Below are 17,283 nucleotides of genomic sequence, written 5' to 3'. Positions count from 1 at the left end.
AATCTCATGCGGTACATCGAGCGGCGGATAACGCTACGCTCATCCGCCCTACGCACGTAGTAGTTAATCGGGGGCATAGTTTAAAAGGCACCGTAGCGTGCCGAATTACTGTGTCCCCGATTGACGAACCACAGAGCGCCGAGGGGTTGTTGTTGACGTTGAATTCCGCATTGGGACGCTGCCAAATGTGGCGGCTGTCAGTCGGGAATTGTGGGAAGACATGTTTGAGCCGAAGGCGAGTTTGTCTTCACACCCGACTGATAGACGACACATTTGGGGACCTGACCGAAGGGAAGGCAGTGGCTTGCGGTCGCCTTTTCTTTGCTTCCTTTCTTTTGGCGAAGCAAAAGAAAGGGAGTCGCCGTCAGGGCGAAAAGGTGAGATCGTCAAGACCAAAGCACATAAAAACAACCCTCGGCGCCCCGCAGCCCATTCACGGCCGCTCAACCATCCGCACGTCAGTATCACCAATAACGCAACTGGAAGCCGCCACCCCAGCGCTCCCACGATTACGCAACAACACCAACTCCGCCAATATCGACACCGCAATCTCCGCCGGTGAACGGCTCAGGATAGACAAGCCTATCGGCGCGTGCAGGCGATCGACCTGCTCCGGACTGAGATCCAGCATCAGCAGCCGCTCCTTGCGCGCCACGGTACTCGCCATCGAGCCGATCGCGCCGACGTAGAACGCATCCGTCTTCAGCGCCTCCATCAGCGCCATGTCGTCAACCTTGGGGTCGTGACTGAGCGTCACGATCACGGTGCGCCGGTCCGGCGCGAAAGCCAGCACGGCATCGTCCGGCATGCCATCCAGCCAGGTCACCTGCCCGGCTTGCCAATTGCGCCGCTGCTCTTCGCGCGGGTCGTTCAGATACACCGAAAAATCCAGCGCCGGCGCCATTTGCGCCAGATATTCCGACACCTGGCCGGCGCCGATGATCAGCAAACGCCAGCGCGGGCCGAATACCTGCACCAATTCTTCGTCGTTGAAACGCAACGCAAAATCGGCCTCGGTCGGCTCGATCAGGGCAGCGCCGGTGCGCAGGTTCAGCCGCCGCTGCACCAGCCGGCGCTCGGCAACCGCTTCCAACAACGGCGTCAGCGCGGCGGCATCGGATAGCGGCTCGATCACCAGTTCCAGCGTGCCGCCGCAGGGCAAGCCGAAACGACGCATTTGCTCGGCGCTGATGCCGTAACGGACCAGTTCGATCTGCTGCGGAAACGCGGTCGCAAAACGCTGCATCAAATCGTCCTCGATACAGCCGCCCGAGACCGAACCGGTGAAGTCGCCGTCGGCTGTCAGCGCGAACAACGAGCCCAGCGGACGCGGCGCCGAACCCCAGTTGCGGACCACCGTTGCCAGCACCAGCCGCTTGCCTTGCCGCAGCCAGCCGACCGCGCTTTTCAGGACCTGATAGTCAACTGCGTTCATGGCTCCCCCTTTTTTAATGTCGCTCAGTTTAATGAAAAACAGGACCGGACGCCGACGCATCCGATCCTGTTTCAAGGCGTCGGAAAATCAGTGCGCAGTTGCAGCTTGCCGCAATGCCTTGACCTGCTCGGCGCTCACATTGGCAGGCTGACCGCCCCAACCGGCACGCAGAAAATTGCTCAACTGCGCCAACTCCTGGTCGTTCAGCTTGCCGGCAAAGCCAGGCATTTCCTGCAAGTTTTCCAGGCCCGGAAATTTCTGCGCCTCGATGCCGTCCAGCATCGCCACGATCAGATTGTGCGGATCGGCATTGCGCACCGTTGAGTTGCCCTTCATCGCAACCGCCACATGCGGCTTGCCTTCACCCTCGAAGCCGTGGCAACCGGCGCAGACCGCGGTGTAAAGACGTTTGCCGGCATCCAGTGCGGTCGCGTCGACGGCGATCGCCTTGATCGGCTTCGGCGTCGGCGGCTGGTCGCCCAGCAGATAGGTGGTGATCGCGCTCAGGTCGTCCTTGCTCAGATGCTGGGTGCTCAAATGCACCACCGGGAACATCTCGCCATAGGCCGAACCTTGCGGCGCGACGCCGGTCGCAAAGAAGGTCTGCAAATCGGCCGCGGTCCAGCCTACCGCCGCCAAGCCGGCCGGCGTGATGTCGGGCGCGGCCACCCGTCCCAGTGCAGCGCCGGTCAGCGGTTTGGACAAATCCAGCTGGCCGAACACGCCGCGCGGCGAATGGCATTCGGCGCAGTGGCCGAGCGCATTGCTGAGGTAACGGCCGCGCTGCCAGCTGGCCGATTTTCCGACCGAGGCATCGCTCAAGCCATCCTTGAGGAAGGGCACGTTCCAGAACATCATGCCGAAGCGCATGTTGTACGGGAATTTCAGGTCCGCTTGCTTGCTGACGACCTTGGCCGGCTTCACTTGCATCAGGAAGGCGTAAATGGCGTCGCTGTCGGCCCGCGTCATCGAGCGGTACGAGGTATACGGCATCGCCGGATACAGATGGCGATCCGGCGTCACGCCGTCATGCAGCGCTTTGTAGAACTGCTCGGCGCTCCATTTGCCGATGCCATGCTCTTTGTCCGGCGTGATATTGGAGCCGTAGAATTTACCGAACGGCGAAGCCAGCTCAACGCCGCCGGCGAACGGTGCACCGGTGGCGGTGGTATGGCAAGCGGCGCAGTCGGCTGCCTTGGCCAGATAGCGGCCGAGTGCGACCTGGTCGGCCGCAGCCGGCTTGGTCGCGCTGGCTGCATTGGCGGAACCTTTATCGCAAGCCGCCAACAGCGTTGCCGTCAGCACCGAACCGATCAAAGCGCGCAGCGCCGCGCGGTGATAATTAGCGGTGCTCATCACTTGCCGCCTTTCACCAGTCCAGGTGTCGCCAGCACCACTTCCTTGACCGCTTCGAAGTAGCGCACATAGCCGGTGCAGCGGCAGATATGTTCGTTCAAACCCTCGGTGATGGCTTGATCGAGCTGGTCCCGGGCGACCGGCTGGCGCTTCAATTTTTCCAGCAACACCGTCGCGGCATTGACGAAACCCGGGGTGCAGTAGCCGCACTGAAAGCTGTAATGCTCAAGGAATTTTTGCTGGATAGGCGACAGCGCCACCACTTCGCCCTGCTCGTTGCGTTGAGCGTGGCCTTCGACGGTGCGGACTTTTTTGCCTTCAAAAAAATGAGCGCCGGTGATGCAAGAGCGTACCTCTTCGCTGGTGCCGTCCGGCTTGTCGAGGATCACCACGCAGGCGTGGCAAATGCCTTGGCCGCAGCCCAGGCGAGAACCGGTCAGATCGAGGTATTCGTGCAGGAAATCGATCATCATGATGCCTTCCGGCACCGGCACCGGGCCGACCGGCTTGCCGTTGATGTGTAGCGTAATCGGATGAATGGTCATGCTCATGCCAGAGCCTCCTGGATATTTTGTGGGGTCACCGGCAAGTCGGTGAAACGATGGCCGATGGCGTGCGCGATGCCGTTGACGATGGCGCCGACCACCGGGATCATCACCACTTCGGCGATGCCCTTGGGCGGATCGGTTTCAGTCAGCGGCGGCAGCACTTCGCTGGTCTGCGACCACACGGCCACATCCTTGGCGCGCGGCAGTTGATAGCGGTTGAAATTCCAGCTGCCGTTACCGGGACCGTCTTCGTACAGCGGCAGGTATTCATGCAGCGCGTGGCCGATGCCCATCGCCAGACCGCCTTGCAATTGGCCCGACACCAGTTGCGGCGACAGCTGGTTGCCGCATTCCATGATCGAGTGGTGGGTCAGCAACTCAACCTTGCCGCTGGCTTCGTGCACCGACAATTCCACCAGCGTGCCGACCGCGCTGTAATAGGTCACGGCGGCGTTGTTGCGTTGCGTGGGCGGGATGAATACTTTCTTGCGATCGAGCACCTGGTAGCCGCCCGCGGTCGTCATTTTCAACTTCTGCGGAGCAGCGCCCTTGCCCTCCCCATACTGCAGCGACAAGCCGTCCAGCGGCAGCCGCACCAGCGCGCCGCGAATCTCGAACTCGGCTTCGCTCCACTGCCAACGATTGAACACGTGCACAGTGGCGCCGGTCACCAGCCCCAGTTCGTGCGCCTTTGTCACCAGTTGTTGATACGACAGCGGCTCCAGACCGTCGGCCGACAATTTGCCGTCGACCCAGCGCGCATCCTCGACTCGCACCACGACGGGCGCAGCCTGACCGCCACCTATGCCCTGGCTCCAGATCGCCATCGCTGCCGGCCACAGACCATGCATGAATACCACTCGCGCCGCTTCGCGCGTGCTGTGGGTGAAATAGAACGCCGAGTTGGTGGCGCTGGCCGGCGATGCATAGGTCGGCGACCAGCGCGGATTGGCTGACAGCTTGTCCTGCTCGGCCTGGCTCATGATGTACGGATCGCCGCTGGCGACCACCGGCAAGTCGCTCCAGTCGGTGACCGAGGTGCGCACTTCGTGGGCCGGCTTGCCTAGCCATTTGGCGCAGGCCAGCGCTTGCGAAGTGGACATGCCGGTGCCGATTTCGGCGCCGCTGTGATGCAGCAGAATCCGGCCGTCGGCCGCGATTTCCACCTTGGCGAACGAGGACTCGGCGCCGGTGCCGAAGTCCTTTTGCACGCAGGCGAAACCGACGCCGTAACGATAGCCGGGGTGGCTGGCTTCGAACTCGGCCTTCTTTTTGGCGCGGTTGAGCCAGAGCGGATGGATTTTGGCTTTTTGCAGCACTTCGTCGACCCGGATCGCACCGGCCGGGATCGCGCCCTGGGTGTTTTTCATGCCGGAGCGCAGTGCGTTCTTGAGACGGAAATCAATCGGATCAAGGCCCAGCTTGTCGGCGAATTCGTCGATCATCATCTCGGTCGCCGCCATGCTTTGCAAGGTGCCGTAACCGCGCGCCGAACCGGCGTCAATCGCGCGCGAGGCAATCGCGACGGCGGACAGATCGTTGTTCGGGAAGTAGTAGATCGACTGCGCGGCGGTGGCCGCCACCATCGCCACCGACGGCGAAAAATTGGCGCGGCCGCCGCCGTTGGCTTCAAGCTCGCCCTTGAACGTTTGCAGCAAACCGGTCTTGCGATCCACCGCGATCCGGTAGCGCATCTTGAACGCGTGGCGCTTGATCGAGGCCTGGAACTGCTCGTAACGGTCGTTCGCCAGCCGCACAGGCTTGCCGTCGGCATAGAGCGAGGTCAGCAGGCCGTAGAACGGGAAATTGTAGTGATCCTTGGAGCCATAGCCGACCGTGTAACACGGATGCAGGAACAGTTTTTTAAGCGGGAAACGCCCCTTCTGCAGCATCTCGACCGTGCTCGCCACCACTTCGGACGGCGACTGGGTCGGCACTACCATGTGCAGGGCCTGGCTGGCGCTGTCGTACCAGCAATTGGCGTTGTCCGGTTCCAGCGCGGCAGTGTCGACCGACTGCGTGTTGTACTCGCGCTCCAGCACTAGCCAGTCGGCGGCCGGCTTATCCAGTTGCTGCTGAATCTGGACCGCGTAAAACATGCCCTGCTCGCCCAGCTTGCCGTGCTCTTTGCCGTCCGGCCAGACCGGCTGATGCTTGCGCATCATGCTCGGGAACACCGGCGCATTTTTCAGACTGGAGTAAACGTCGTCGTCGAATGCGGTGGCGCCACCGACCCGAACGAAACGGAAAGTGCCCCAGGGATCGCGTTCCAGCGGCCCGGTCGGCGGACCGTAGCGGATCACTTCATCCTTGAACTGCAATTTGTCTTTGGCGAAACGGAATTTGGCGAAATCGTTATAGATCAGGATCGCCACCGCGTGGCCGAGATAGGCCGGCGTTTTGCCGGCCGGCAGCAGCATGTCCTCGCCGTAAAAGGCCGGGAACGCCAGGCCGTCGCGCAGTAGATCGTCGGCGGTGACGACCCGATCCGGCTTCAGCTCGTCGCCCAGCAGCGACAGATCGAAACCCTGGTAAGCGCGGTCGGCTTTTGTAGTGCGGAGGATAAATGCATGCGCCTGCTGCTGCGGCCAGTGCGGCATGTCGCGGGCGCGGATATCGCGGGCGAAGACTTTGGCGCCGGTGACTTTGGCGATGCCGTCGATACGGAATTTGACCTCGCCGTTCTTGCTATCCCACTGGATAGGACTCAGGATTTTTTCTTCGAACAAGGCGGCAAAGGCTTTGCCGCCTATCGGCGCCACATACACCGCCACCCCTGCCACTACGCTAGCCTTCAAAAAACCGCGACGCGAAAGGTCGAGTTTTGTCATTCTTTTCTCCTAAAAACCTAGGGACGCCCACGCTCGCCGGCGGAATAAATACATCCGAGTCCGAGCACGCGCTTCAGATCCCCCTGGCGAGGTTTGATCTGGGGCCGGCATTATAGTTTGTTACAAGACGAACAATATAATCAAAACAGCATGATTACTATAAGAAACCTGATGACATTAGCAGTTGTGTTTGTGGGAAATATGCATTCTTACTGGATCAAAAGCAACTATTTATCACAAGCAATATTAATGCGGCAATCTTTATTATCAAAACTGAGGGATGAAGCAGTGCACTGGGACGGATTGCCTCCGTCGCCAGCTGAGTGAGAAATCGGGGGGATGGGGAGGTATCAGGTCGAACGACGATCCAGCATTGCGCGCGCGATGGTGCCGGCGTCAACGTATTCGAGTTCGCCGCCGACCGGCACGCCGCGCGCCAGGCGACTGACTTGCAGGCCGCGGGCTTTCATGATTTCGCTGATGTAATGGGCGGTGGCCTCGCCCTCATTGGTGAAATTGGTGGCCAGTACGACTTCGGTCACCACGCCGTCGGTGGCGCGGCCGACCAGCTTTTCAAGTTGCAGGTCTTTCGGACCGATGCCGTCCAGCGGCGACAATCGACCCATCAACACGAAGTACAGGCCTTTGAAAGTCAGGGTCTGTTCGATCATCAATTGGTCGGTCGGCGTCTCGACCACGCACAACAGGGTCGGATCGCGTTCAGGATCGAGGCAGGTTTCGCAGATTTCGCTTTCGGTGAAGGTATTGCACTTGATGCAGTGATGGATTTGCTCCACGGCCTGCGTCAAAGCACGCCCAAGCAGCGCCGCGCCATCGCGATCGTGCTGCAGCAAATGGTAGGCCATGCGCTGCGCCGATTTCGGGCCAACACCGGGCAAATGGCGCAAAGCTTCAGTGAGTAAAGCGAGACTGGAAGGGGTTTTCACATCAGGCCTTGAGATGCTTGCTAGCGGGTTCGGACAACGGATTTTATGAGGTGCATGGCCTGCCACAGGCAGTGATGTTTAGTACATGTGACAAAAGGCCATGCAACGCTGAAGCGAAACGGGATTAAAACGGCAATTTGAAACCGGCTGGCATGCCGGCCGTCAAGCCGGACATTTTTTCCGCCGACGTTGCTTCCGCTTTACGCACCGCATCGTTAAAAGCGGCTGCGACCAGATCTTCCAGCATGTCCTTGTCGTCGGCCAGCAGCGAAGGGTCGATCGACACCCGTTTGACCGCGTTTTTGCAAGTCATCACGACTTTCACCAGGCCCGCGCCCGATTCGCCTTCGACTTCGATCAGGGCCAATTGGTCCTGCATCTTTTTCATGTTGTCCTGCATCGCCTGGGCTTGTTTCATCAGCCCTGCCAGTTGGCCTTTCATCATGGTGATTCTCCTAAAAAATTATTGCGAAATAAAAATAATTGCGGGACAGAGTTTAAGAGGCACCGCAGCGTGCCGAATTACTCTGTCCCCAACTGATTAAATAAAAACGCCCAAATTGCAAAGAACAGCAACAAGGCAGAGTTTAAAAGCCATCGCCACGCGACGCTTCACCCCACCCCAAAATAAAAACCAAATCACCCCAACGGCTTGATCGACCCCGGCACTATCGTAGCCCCAAATTCGCGCACCATGCTTTGTATAAACGGATCGCTTTGCGCCGCCTGTTCGGCCAGGCGCTGACGCTCTTGCCGCTCGGCCTCTTCCTTGGCGCTGGCGGTATGGCGGACACTGCCGATTTCGGTGTCGACCTTCACGGTACGGCCGAAATGCTCGGTCAACACGGCCGCCAGTTTGTCGACGCTGCCGGCCGAGCGCCAGGTATCCAAAGGAATCCTGATCAGGAACTGGACCGCGGCACCGCTGCTGTCGCATTTGACCAGTTCGCTGTGCTTGGCCAGTTGCTGCGCCACGCCACGCACCGCCAGCGAAGCCGCCAGCAGCGGCCAGTCGCCGTCCCAATTCAGATTGGGAACGGGTTGCGGGACGAATGGCTGCGCTGGCTCCTGCTCCGGCGCTTGGGCGTCCGGTTCCGGTGCGTATGCCGCCTGCGCTTGCTGGACGGCGCTCGGCGCGGTCTCGGCCTGACGCCGGGAAGGCGCGGGCATCCCTATAGATGAAAACGCTTCAGTTTTTTTTTCAGCCGCGAAACCGTAAGAGTCGCTATCCGGCAGATCCGTCGGCAGCGGTATCTCCTCTTCCCATGGCGGCATCGAAGAACTGGATGCTGCTGCCGGTGCGGCGGAGACGGGAGCCGGCCGGCTTGCAGCCGCTGGCGGTTGACGCTCTTGCTGCACCGGGGCCGGCGTCGGCGTTGGTGCAGCTGCCGGACGCGCTTCCGCGCCCTTGCGACCAGCGCCAGTGCCGGCACGAGCCGCGGCCAGCGCCGCCATGGCTGGACTGAGAGCGGCGCCGCCTGGGCGCGCTACCGGCGCACTGGCGCTGGCGGCTTGCGGGGCGCTACTCAAACGTGCTGCTGCGGGGGCGGTTGCCGGCGCCGCCTGCGGCTGAGGCCGCGCTGGCGCCGTCGCCTGCGGCGCGGCTGCGGGATTGGCCTGCGGCCGGATTGCCGGCACGGTTGCGACGGTAGCGCCGCCGGCTTGCGGCCGGAAGGCGAGCATGCGCAACAAGGTCATCGAGAACCCGGCGTACTCATCCGGCGCCAAGCCCAGTTCGTTGCGGCCATGCACGGCGATCTGATAAAACAATTGCACTTCTTCCGCATCGAACGCGGCGGCCAGGCGAATCACGTCGTCGCGCTCCGGCAAATCGTCGGGCACCGCCGCCGGCACACTTTGCGCCAAGGCGATCCGGTGCAGCAAAGTGCCAAGATCCTGCAAGGCCGAGCTATAGGACAGGCTGCGGGTCGCCATTTCATCGGCGACCGCCAGCAAGGCCGCGCCGTCTTGCAGCGCCAAGGCATCCAGCACGCGGATCAGGTAAGACTGATCGAGCGCGCCCAGCATGCCCTGCACCGCTTCCAGCGTGACCTTGCCGGCGGCGTAGGCAATCGCCTGATCGGTCAGCGACAGCGCATCGCGCATCGAGCCATGCGCGCCCTGTGCCAACAGGCGCAAGGCAGGCATTTCAAACGCGATTTGTTCTTGCCCGAGAATATTTTCCAGGTGGCCGATGATATGGCCGGGCGGCATTTGCTTCAGATTGAACTGCAGGCAGCGCGACAACACGGTGACCGGGATTTTTTGCGGATCGGTGGTCGCCAGGATGAACTTGACGTGCTCCGGCGGTTCTTCCAGCGTCTTCAGCATCGAGTTGAACGCATGGTTGGTCAGCATGTGCACTTCGTCGATCATGTAGACCTTGAAGCGGGCGTTCGATGGCGCGTACACAGCCTGTTCCAGCAATTGCGCCATTTCATCGACGCCGCGATTGGAGGCGGCATCCATTTCGATATAGTCGACAAAACGCCCGGCATCGATCGCCACGCAGGCCTCGCATACCCCGCACGGTTGGGCGGTAATGCCGCCGTTGCCGTCGGCGCCCAGGCAGTTCAGCGATTTCGCCAGAATCCGCGACAAGGTGGTCTTGCCAACCCCGCGGGTGCCGGTAAAAAGATAAGCGTGGTGCAGCCGTTGCTGCTCCAACGCATGCGTCAGCGCGCGCACGACGTGTTCCTGGCCGACCAGCGTATCGAAGCTTTTGGGGCGATATTTACGAGCAAGGACTTGGTAGGACATAGGGGGCAGGCACATGCTGCTGGTTGTTAAATACAGGCAGCATTTTACCTGACAGGCAGCGTCCGGATGGTTTTTAAAGTCTTGTCGCCCACGTCCACTGCCCTGCCGGCCGCTGCTGCTCGTGTTTCATGACGTTTTGCAAACAACCGCCTCCGCTCATGCCGCTCAAGGTCCGCACACTATCCAAGCACTGCAGCGCCAACAGGTGGAAAATGGCCAGATTAATTTGAGGCATCCCTAAAGCACGCCCCCTATCAGGAGATCCAATATGCAATGGCAAACCCATGAAGTCAGCAATCAGGTACCCGAGCTCTATGGCAACAACCTGTTCAGCAGCGATCCGGTATTGCGCGAAGGCGTGCAGCGCCTGCACGGGCAATGGCACATCGCGGCGCTGGAACGCTACGGCGCGGAGCTCGGCGGCAAGGACGCCTGGCAACTGGCGGAACTGGCCAACCGTCATCCGCCGGAACTGCTGACCCATGATCGCTACGGCAACCGGATCGATGTGGTCGAATTCCATCCGGCCTGGCATGCGCTGCTGGCCATGCTGCGGCGCGAAGGTCTGCATGCGCTGCCGTGGCTGAAGCCGCAGAGCGGGAGCCACGTGGCGCGCGCTGCCGGTTATTTTTTGCATGCCCAGGTCGAGGCCGGATCGCTATGCCCGACCACGATGACGTTTGCCTCGATACCGGTTTTGCAACAGGAATCGCTGCTGTTCGCGGCACTGCAAGCCAAGTTATTGTCATGCGAACACGATGCGCACGATGTGCCGCTGGAGCACAAGAAGTCGATGTTGATCGGCATGGGCATGACCGAAAAACAAGGCGGTTCCGATGTCCGCAGCAACACCACCCTGGCGCGGCCGCTGGCCGGCGGCTGCGGGCGCGGCGCCGGCTATCTGCTGACCGGCCACAAATGGTTTTTCTCGGCGCCGATGTGCGATGCGCATATGGTGCTGGCGCGGACCGAGATGGGTTTGAGTTGTTTTTTCGTGCCACGCTGGCGTCCCGACGGCAGCAAGAATGCGATCTTGATCCAGCGCCTGAAAGACAAACTCGGCAACCGCTCCAACTCCAGCAGCGAAGTCGAATTTGAAGATGCTTTCGGCATCATGGTCGGCGAAGAAGGCCGCGGCATCCCGACCATTATCGAGATGGCCAACCATACCCGGCTCGATTGCGTCATCGGCACCGCCGGCCTGATGCGTCAGGCGCTGGTGCAAGCGCTGCATCATGCGCGCCACCGCAGCGCTTTCGGCCGCCATCTGGCGGAACAGCCGCTGATGCGAAACGTCTTGTCCGATCTGGCGCTGGAGAGCGAAGCGGCGACGCTGCTGATGTTGCAACTGGCCGGCGCGTTTGAAGCCCCCAACGATCCCTTGCAGCGCGCATGGCGCCGCATCGTCACGCCGGCGGCCAAGTTCTGGATTTGCAAACGGGCTCTCGAATTTACCGGCGAATGCATGGAAGTCTGGGGCGGCAACGGTTATGTCGAGACTTCGCCGATGGCGCGTTTTTATCGGGAGGCGCCGGTCAATTCGATTTGGGAAGGGTCCGGCAACGTGATGTGCCTGGACGTCATGCGCGCCATTGAACGCGAGCCTGAAGGCATGGCCTTGCTGGTGGCGCAGCTGCAGCAGGTCGCGGCCGACCACCCCGGCTTGCGCAGCATGCTGGAAGATGTATTGCACGATCTGGCGGCCCCGGCCGAGCAGCGCGAAGCGCTGGCCCGGCGCATCGTGCAGCGACTGGTGCTGGCGATCCAGGCGAGCTTGATGCTGCAACATGCGCCAACCGCAATCGCCGAGGCTTTCATCGCCAGCCGCAGCGAAGCCGCCGGCGGCCGCGTCTATGGCACCTTGGCGGCGGCGCATTTGCAACAGCAGATTTTGCAGCGTACGTGGCCGGGCTAGTGGACTGTAACAGTGGATTCGGAAGTGAAAGGCGCGCACCCGGCGTGCAGGGCAAGGCGCACAGCACAGCGATAGTGGGCTATCGCGAGCATTTGCAACGCCGCCATGCGCGTCGGGTGCGCGAAAGGCACTTTCGAATCTATTGTTACAGTCCACTTGAACAATGCGGAAAGCAATTCGGACAAAAGCGCCTGAACAATGCTTTTGAACGACACTTTCCCAGTAGAAAGTTTCGCTTACAATTCTTGCCTGGATTCACTTGAATCCACCGTACGCCGGGTACAGGCGCAGGAAGAACAAGATGCAAGGATTTATCAAGCGAGCGGTGCTCCCCGTAGGGGTTTTGATTCTGCTGTGGGTGTTGTCCCACACGTTTATCGCATCGGTTCCAGCCAACCACGTCGGCGTCGAATTCAACCGGGTCGACGGCCGTGTGGAGCCGACGCCGCTGACCAGCGGCTGGCACCTGATCGGACTCGGCACCACGGTAGTGGATTTCCCAACTTTCACGCAGACCTATGCATGGACCAAGTCGCTGACAGAAGGCCGAAACGAAAACGAATCGATGAATTTTCAAGTGGCTTCCGGCGTCGTAATCAACGCCGACGTCAGCATCTCGTACGGCATCGACCCCAGCAAAGCGCCAGCGTTATATCAAAAATACAAACGCGGCTTCGAGGAAATCACTTCGCAGATCATCCGCAACGCCATTCGCAACTCCTTGAACGCCTACGGCACGGCATATGACGCCGAGGGCCTGCTATCCGGAGGCAAGATCAAGCTGGCCGAGCAGGTCCGCACTGAGATCAACCGCGAGCTTGCCTCTTACGGGGTGCTGGTTGAACAGTTCGGCTTCATCAATGAACTGAGGTTGCCGGCCAACATCCAGAACTCGATCAACGCCAAGATCCAGGCGACGCAAGAGGCATTGCAGTCCGAGGCCTTGCTGCGCAAGAATCAGGCGGATGCGGCCAACGCCGTCGCCATTGCCAAAGGCAAATCGGACGCAAAAATTGCCGAAGCCGAGGGCGATGCGCGCGCACTGGCGGTGGTTGGCGAAGCCATTAAACGCTATGGTTCCGAAGCCGCTCAGGTCAAGAACCAAACCCGCTGGATCGAGAAGTGGGATGGCAAGCTGCCGGTCACAGCTACCGGCGCCAATACAGCAATGATGATCGGACTCGGGAAGCAATAGTATTACCGGACACGATGTGCAGACCGGCATCCGGCGATTTCATACCGGCTGCCGGTCTGGCAGTGCATCGTTTATTGTTTTAAGACGAATTGCGCCAGCAATCTGATTTCATCCTGACTCAAGGTAGTAAATGGCGGCATCTGCGCCGCTCCCCATTTGCCGGTGCCGCCATTGCGTATGCTGACCTCCAGCTTGCTCAGCGCCTGGGCGTCGTGTTGATAACGCGCAGCCACATCTTTATAGGCCGGTCCCACCTCGGTCTTGTCGATCGCATGGCAAGCGAGGCAGGCGTTAGCGTTGAGCAAGGCCATCACATCGACGGCCTTGGCCGGTGCTGACACCGTCGCCGCTGCCGGCTCAGCTGGAGGAGCCGCTGTGGTTGTCGCCAGCTTGGCGTCGCCGTAGGTGGTCGCCAGATATTCGCCGATTTGTTTCACATCATCGTCGCTCAGCGGCGCACCGTACGCGGTCTTCATTTTCGCTACTTCAGCCGTCCATTGCGTCAGGGTCATTTTGCTGGGCTGCTGATTGACGTAATCGGCAGAATGGCAAATCGCGCACTTCTGCATCGCGATCAGATAACCCGGATGGGTGGACGGTTTAAGTTTGGCGGTCTCCGGCGGCAAGCTGATGCTCAGGGACGCAGCAAGGGTATTCGCGGCCAGCCAGGCGGCGCCGACCAGAACGCCGGCAAGCAGCGTTTTTACCGTTTTTTGAACTCTCATTGCAAACTCCTAAGCGACGGTTATTTTGGTGGTTTCGATCACGTTGCGCGCGTAGCCCGCCGGATTCCAGCTGGCTTCGAGCGGCTGTATTTCGCCGCTTTGCGCGGTCGCCCGCACCATCAATTTCAGCTCGCCCTTGCGCGCCGGCGTCATGCCGATGCGCCATTCGCGGAAAGAATATTTTCCGAGATCCTGGCCCAGCACCGCGCTCTTCCATGTCTGACCGCCATCGTCCGAAATATCGACGGCCTTGATGCCGCTGCCGCCATCGAACGCGATCCCCTTCAACTCCAGACGGCGGCCGGCACGCACCACGGAACCATCTTCCAGGCTGGTGATAAAGGAACGCACTTTCAGGCGTGCGATCGGGCGTGTTTTGGCGGGCGTGGTGCCGGCTGGCACGCAAGCGCAGTCGTTGTCCGGCACGCGATACGCCTTGGCCATGAAAAAGCCGTCATAGACGTGATCCAGCACCTCGATTTGATTCAGGTGCTTGATCCAATAAGTACCGAAATAGCCGGGCACGATCAGTTTGATCGGATAGCCGTTCAGGAACGGGATGTCGGTGCCGTTCATGGCCCAGGCGATGATGGGCTCGCCGCTGAGCGCGTGATCGATATCGAGCGCCTTGACGAAAGCCGGCGTGGTCGGCAATACCGGTTCGTCCAATCCTTTGAAACTCACCTGTTTGGCGTCGGCCAGCACGCCGGCATGGTCCAGCACCGCCCTCAGCGGCACTCCGACCCAGCGCGCATTTCCCATCGAGCCATTGCCGAGCTGCGCGCCAAACACCCGCGGCGTCGAAAAGGCGCGACTGTTGCCGGAGCATTGATTGACCGCGATCACTTCGACCGCCGGCGCCAGGGCTTTGAGTTCCGCCAGCGACAGCGATAGTTCGCGCGTCACCCGGCCGCTAATCTTCAAGCGATAGGTATCGGCATCAATCGCGGTCGGGATATTGGCCAGGTGGTAGCGGACAAAGAAGGCGTCGTTCGCTGTAAACGGTCCTTCGTTAAACACGCTAAAAGGCGTTTCGAGATGCGGCGGGCGGGTCGTGATGCGCATCAGCGGACGCTTTTGCGGATACGCGATCAGCTCGCGTTCACCGTTATCGACCGGTATGTTGGCGCTGGCTGCCGCCATGCTGCGCAACGGCGCAACGGCCAGTGCGGTTGCCGCCAGCCCCGCCTGTTGCAGGAATTTGCGACGGCGAAATGCGGCGTGGCCTTCATCGAATTTCATGGTTGTCTCCTGATACCAATGTTGTTGTCATCATCCGAACTGAGTTTGCTTTCCGGGCACCTCGAAAAACCTACTGCAGGGTTTGGCAAGCCCGCCAATCTCGGGCCTGTGATGCTCGCCCGCTCCGTACGGCTGCAGGTGTTGCAACTTCGTCGACCCGACCTTGGGCCGCTCGCTACGGTTTTTAGAGGTGCCTTTCCGTCGAGAAATGCGACGTGAACTTTATTCTGATAATGCCAACTCGTAAAGCAAATTGCAAAGCTAATACCTACCTGTCAAATAGCTAGAAGCCTGGCGCCAAACCCGTTTGTCGGATTTTTCCAGTAGGTAACAAATTCGTAATAATTCCATGCGATAATTGAAAGTTGCCTTATTGAAATTACGTACAGATTTTCCAACCGGTATCGATACCTCAGGAGTTTTTTTGATGAAATTTGCAAGAGCTGCAGGATTTTGTTGTGCGTTGTTGTTGCCGTTGACCGCTGCGGCTGAATTCAAAATACTGCTGGGTTTCGATCCGGCCGACGACTCAGGCAAACAGGATATGGCTTTCGGCGTGGCTGCCGCACCTTCCTTGTCGGCGGCGCTTGGCACCAAGGTTTCCCTCAATCAGACCACCAACCTGACCGATGCGATGCGCGCTTCGCGGACCCAGGAAAACGATGCGATCATCGCCCCTCCCCATGTGACCGCTTCCGCTGTCAGCCACAACTATCAACTCATTGCGCGCGACCCCAAGAACGCTAGCTACGTGCTGGTAGCGCGCAAGGAAATTGCCCGCATCGAAGACATCGCCGGCAAGCGTTTGTACCTGACGCAGCAGGATTCGGTACGCGCCTACCTGGCCAAGGGGTTGCTGACCGAAGCCGGCTTCAGTAGCAAGTCGTTCAAGCAGACGGTGTATGGCAAGACCAGCGGCGCCGGCTTGTTTGCGCTGGCCTCCAACCTGGCCGACGTTACCGTCGCCGAACAGGCAGAGGCGCAGACCTGGATCAGTTCCCATCCCGGCGTCGCAGCCATCCTGAAAACCAGCCGCCCGGTGCCGGAAGGCATGGCGCTGATGGTGCGCAAGAACCTGGCGGAAGGCGATCGCAAGAAGTTATTGAAATGGATCACCTCGTTCGACACCAACAGCAGCGGCATCGGCAAGCTCCAACTCACCACCGCCGCCGATGAAGAACAGTATCGATATATCGCTTCGCTCGGCATTTTGACGCCGGCCAGCCTCAGCGGTGTGCAGCGGGTAACGGCGAGCGAAGTAGTCAAGCTGATGGCGAACGGCGCAGTGGCGGTCGATACCCGCACGCCGAAGGAATATCAGCTGGCGCATATAACGGGCTCCATCAACGCTCCCTATGTCGAACGGAGCCTGAAGGACCGCGATTTCGATTCCGCCCTGGATGATTTCAGCGCAATTACAGCGCTGCCCAAAGACAAGCCGACCATCTTTTTCTGCAACGGTCCGGAATGCTGGAAATCCTACAAGGCGTCGAAAATTGCGCTGGCAAACGGCATGAAACAGGTCTACTGGTTCCGCGGCGGCGAACCGGAATGGCAGGAACAATCGCGGCCAGTTGCAGGCACAGGCAGCAGCAAGTGAAGTGAAATTACGCTAGAGCCTGTTGAGGCGGCACTCTGTGGTCAGGGGCGCCGCCTGAACCATCCTGCCAGCGACAGCCGATCGCGGGTCGCCGGCAATACTTCGTGCAGCATCTCGGCCGACAGAAACAGCACCATCCGGCTGCCTATCGGCGAAATATCCTGCGCGCACTCGCCATCCGGATGCAGGCGCAACGCCCCACCCTGCTCCGGCAACCAATCTTGATTGAGATAAATCACGACCGACACCGTGCGGCAGCCGTCGTCGCGAAAACGATCCAGATGTTTGAGGTAAGAAGCACCCGGCGCGTAAAACGCAAAGTGGCTTTCATACTCGTCCAGCCCGAGATAGAGCCGTCGGTTCAGCGTCACCCGCAAGCTCTCCATGAGTTGCAGATAATCGTCGCAGGCCGCGGACTGTCCGGCTTGCAGCCATAGAATCCGGTCGCTGCGGATATCCGGCTGCAGCGCTCGCTGCGCGCCACGACCTACGGCGGCCAATTTCAACGCGCCGTTCCCGCTCAACAGACGGCATTCCGCCGCCAGCGCGAGCCTCAGCTGTTCCGGCAGGAAAATGTTTTGCTGCGACCAGCCGTGCTCGACCAAGCCATCGACCATATCGACTTGTAGCGCATCGCTGCAATACTCGGGACAGACTGGGGGATCTACAAGCATCGCTACGGTTCTTTCGCGGTAAATCGCATAGCCATGCTAGCAATGAGACCCGGTC

13 protein-coding genes are annotated in these 17,283 nt (G+C 60.1%); 3 read left to right on the top strand and 10 right to left on the bottom strand.

What is annotated here, in order from left to right; genetic code table 11:
- Positions 1–433: 433 nt before the first annotated feature.
- The 7 genes from ACFPM8_RS13235 to ACFPM8_RS13205 all read right to left on the bottom strand — a co-directional run bounded on the left by ACFPM8_RS13235 (position 434) and on the right by ACFPM8_RS13205 (position 9,877).
- Positions 434–1,435: an XdhC family protein gene (locus ACFPM8_RS13235; protein ID WP_378998027.1), complete on the bottom strand. Its 1,002-nt coding sequence runs from the start codon at positions 1,433–1,435 to the stop codon at positions 434–436.
- Between the two features lie 87 nt (positions 1,436–1,522).
- The gene (locus ACFPM8_RS13230; protein ID WP_378998026.1) at positions 1,523–2,791 is read right to left on the bottom strand and encodes a c-type cytochrome; all 1,269 of its coding nucleotides are present in this window, start codon (positions 2,789–2,791) and stop codon (positions 1,523–1,525) included.
- On the bottom strand, positions 2,791–3,342 hold the full coding sequence (locus tag ACFPM8_RS13225; RefSeq protein WP_378998025.1) for a (2Fe-2S)-binding protein: 552 nt from the start codon (positions 3,340–3,342) through the stop codon (positions 2,791–2,793). Before ACFPM8_RS13225 ends, ACFPM8_RS13230 begins: the two co-directional genes overlap by 1 nt.
- A complete protein-coding gene (locus ACFPM8_RS13220; RefSeq protein ID WP_378998024.1) occupies positions 3,339–6,170 on the bottom strand; it encodes a xanthine dehydrogenase family protein molybdopterin-binding subunit in 2,832 nt (943 codons plus the stop codon). The genes ACFPM8_RS13225 and ACFPM8_RS13220 overlap by 4 nt, the downstream gene beginning before the upstream one ends.
- Positions 6,171–6,520: 350 nt before the next feature.
- The gene (gene recR / locus ACFPM8_RS13215; protein ID WP_378998023.1) at positions 6,521–7,117 is read right to left on the bottom strand and encodes a recombination mediator RecR; all 597 of its coding nucleotides are present in this window, start codon (positions 7,115–7,117) and stop codon (positions 6,521–6,523) included.
- A 124-nt stretch (positions 7,118–7,241) separates the two neighbouring features.
- Positions 7,242–7,562: a YbaB/EbfC family nucleoid-associated protein gene (locus ACFPM8_RS13210; RefSeq protein WP_378998022.1), complete on the bottom strand. Its 321-nt coding sequence runs from the start codon at positions 7,560–7,562 to the stop codon at positions 7,242–7,244.
- A 194-nt stretch (positions 7,563–7,756) separates the two neighbouring features.
- Positions 7,757–9,877 carry a DNA polymerase III subunit gamma/tau gene (locus ACFPM8_RS13205; protein ID WP_378998021.1) on the bottom strand — a complete coding sequence of 707 codons (2,121 nt, stop codon included), beginning with the start codon at positions 9,875–9,877 and terminating at the stop codon, positions 7,757–7,759.
- A gap of 268 nt (positions 9,878–10,145) precedes the next feature.
- On the opposite strand from ACFPM8_RS13205, the gene ACFPM8_RS13200 reads away from it, so the two are divergent.
- Positions 10,146–11,792: an isovaleryl-CoA dehydrogenase gene (locus ACFPM8_RS13200; protein ID WP_378998020.1), complete on the top strand. Its 1,647-nt coding sequence runs from the start codon at positions 10,146–10,148 to the stop codon at positions 11,790–11,792.
- A gap of 301 nt (positions 11,793–12,093) precedes the next feature.
- Positions 12,094–12,987 carry an SPFH domain-containing protein gene (locus ACFPM8_RS13195; RefSeq protein WP_378998019.1) on the top strand — a complete coding sequence of 298 codons (894 nt, stop codon included), beginning with the start codon at positions 12,094–12,096 and terminating at the stop codon, positions 12,985–12,987.
- Between the two features lie 71 nt (positions 12,988–13,058).
- On the opposite strand, the gene sorB is transcribed toward ACFPM8_RS13195, so the two are convergent.
- Positions 13,059–13,712 (bottom strand): SorB family sulfite dehydrogenase c-type cytochrome subunit, encoded by a 654-nt coding sequence (gene sorB / locus ACFPM8_RS13190; RefSeq protein ID WP_378998018.1) that lies wholly within the window; start codon positions 13,710–13,712, stop codon positions 13,059–13,061.
- A gap of 9 nt (positions 13,713–13,721) precedes the next feature.
- Complete coding sequence (gene sorA, locus ACFPM8_RS13185; protein WP_378998017.1) at positions 13,722–14,954, bottom strand: SorA family sulfite dehydrogenase catalytic subunit; 1,233 nt, start codon at positions 14,952–14,954, stop codon at positions 13,722–13,724.
- Between the two features lie 427 nt (positions 14,955–15,381).
- On the opposite strand from sorA, the gene ACFPM8_RS13180 reads away from it, so the two are divergent.
- Positions 15,382–16,554 (top strand): PhnD/SsuA/transferrin family substrate-binding protein, encoded by a 1,173-nt coding sequence (locus ACFPM8_RS13180; RefSeq protein WP_378998016.1) that lies wholly within the window; start codon positions 15,382–15,384, stop codon positions 16,552–16,554.
- A 41-nt stretch (positions 16,555–16,595) separates the two neighbouring features.
- On the opposite strand, the gene ACFPM8_RS13175 is transcribed toward ACFPM8_RS13180, so the two are convergent.
- Positions 16,596–17,228, bottom strand: coding sequence for a 2OG-Fe(II) oxygenase (locus ACFPM8_RS13175; protein ID WP_378998015.1), 633 nt, complete (start codon positions 17,226–17,228; stop codon positions 16,596–16,598).
- Positions 17,229–17,283 lie beyond the last annotated feature (55 nt).

It is taken from the genome of Paraherbaspirillum soli (assembly GCF_042654985.1).
Taxonomy (GTDB): Bacteria; Pseudomonadota; Gammaproteobacteria; order Burkholderiales; family Burkholderiaceae_D; genus Paraherbaspirillum; species Paraherbaspirillum soli.
The sequence above is the reverse complement of the archived record's forward strand: the minus strand, read 5'-3'. Positions and strand labels throughout refer to the sequence as shown.

Excerpts from the sequence above, each read along its gene's own strand:
- ACFPM8_RS13235 (WP_378998027.1), bottom strand. The coding sequence starts at position 1,435 with ATGAACGCAGTTGACTATCAGGTCCTGAAAAGCGCGGTCGGCTGGCTG.
- ACFPM8_RS13230 (WP_378998026.1), bottom strand. The coding sequence starts at position 2,791 with ATGAGCACCGCTAATTATCACCGCGCGGCGCTGCGCGCTTTGATCGGT.
- ACFPM8_RS13225 (WP_378998025.1), bottom strand. The coding sequence starts at position 3,342 with ATGAGCATGACCATTCATCCGATTACGCTACACATCAACGGCAAGCCG.
- ACFPM8_RS13220 (WP_378998024.1), bottom strand. The coding sequence starts at position 6,170 with ATGACAAAACTCGACCTTTCGCGTCGCGGTTTTTTGAAGGCTAGCGTA.
- ACFPM8_RS13210 (WP_378998022.1), bottom strand. The coding sequence starts at position 7,562 with ATGATGAAAGGCCAACTGGCAGGGCTGATGAAACAAGCCCAGGCGATG.
- ACFPM8_RS13205 (WP_378998021.1), bottom strand. The coding sequence starts at position 9,877 with ATGTCCTACCAAGTCCTTGCTCGTAAATATCGCCCCAAAAGCTTCGAT.
- ACFPM8_RS13200 (WP_378998020.1), top strand. The coding sequence starts at position 10,146 with ATGCAATGGCAAACCCATGAAGTCAGCAATCAGGTACCCGAGCTCTAT.
- ACFPM8_RS13195 (WP_378998019.1), top strand. The coding sequence starts at position 12,094 with ATGCAAGGATTTATCAAGCGAGCGGTGCTCCCCGTAGGGGTTTTGATT.
- sorB (WP_378998018.1), bottom strand. The coding sequence starts at position 13,712 with ATGAGAGTTCAAAAAACGGTAAAAACGCTGCTTGCCGGCGTTCTGGTC.
- sorA (WP_378998017.1), bottom strand. The coding sequence starts at position 14,954 with ATGAAATTCGATGAAGGCCACGCCGCATTTCGCCGTCGCAAATTCCTG.
- ACFPM8_RS13180 (WP_378998016.1), top strand. The coding sequence starts at position 15,382 with ATGAAATTTGCAAGAGCTGCAGGATTTTGTTGTGCGTTGTTGTTGCCG.
- ACFPM8_RS13175 (WP_378998015.1), bottom strand. The coding sequence starts at position 17,228 with ATGCTTGTAGATCCCCCAGTCTGTCCCGAGTATTGCAGCGATGCGCTA.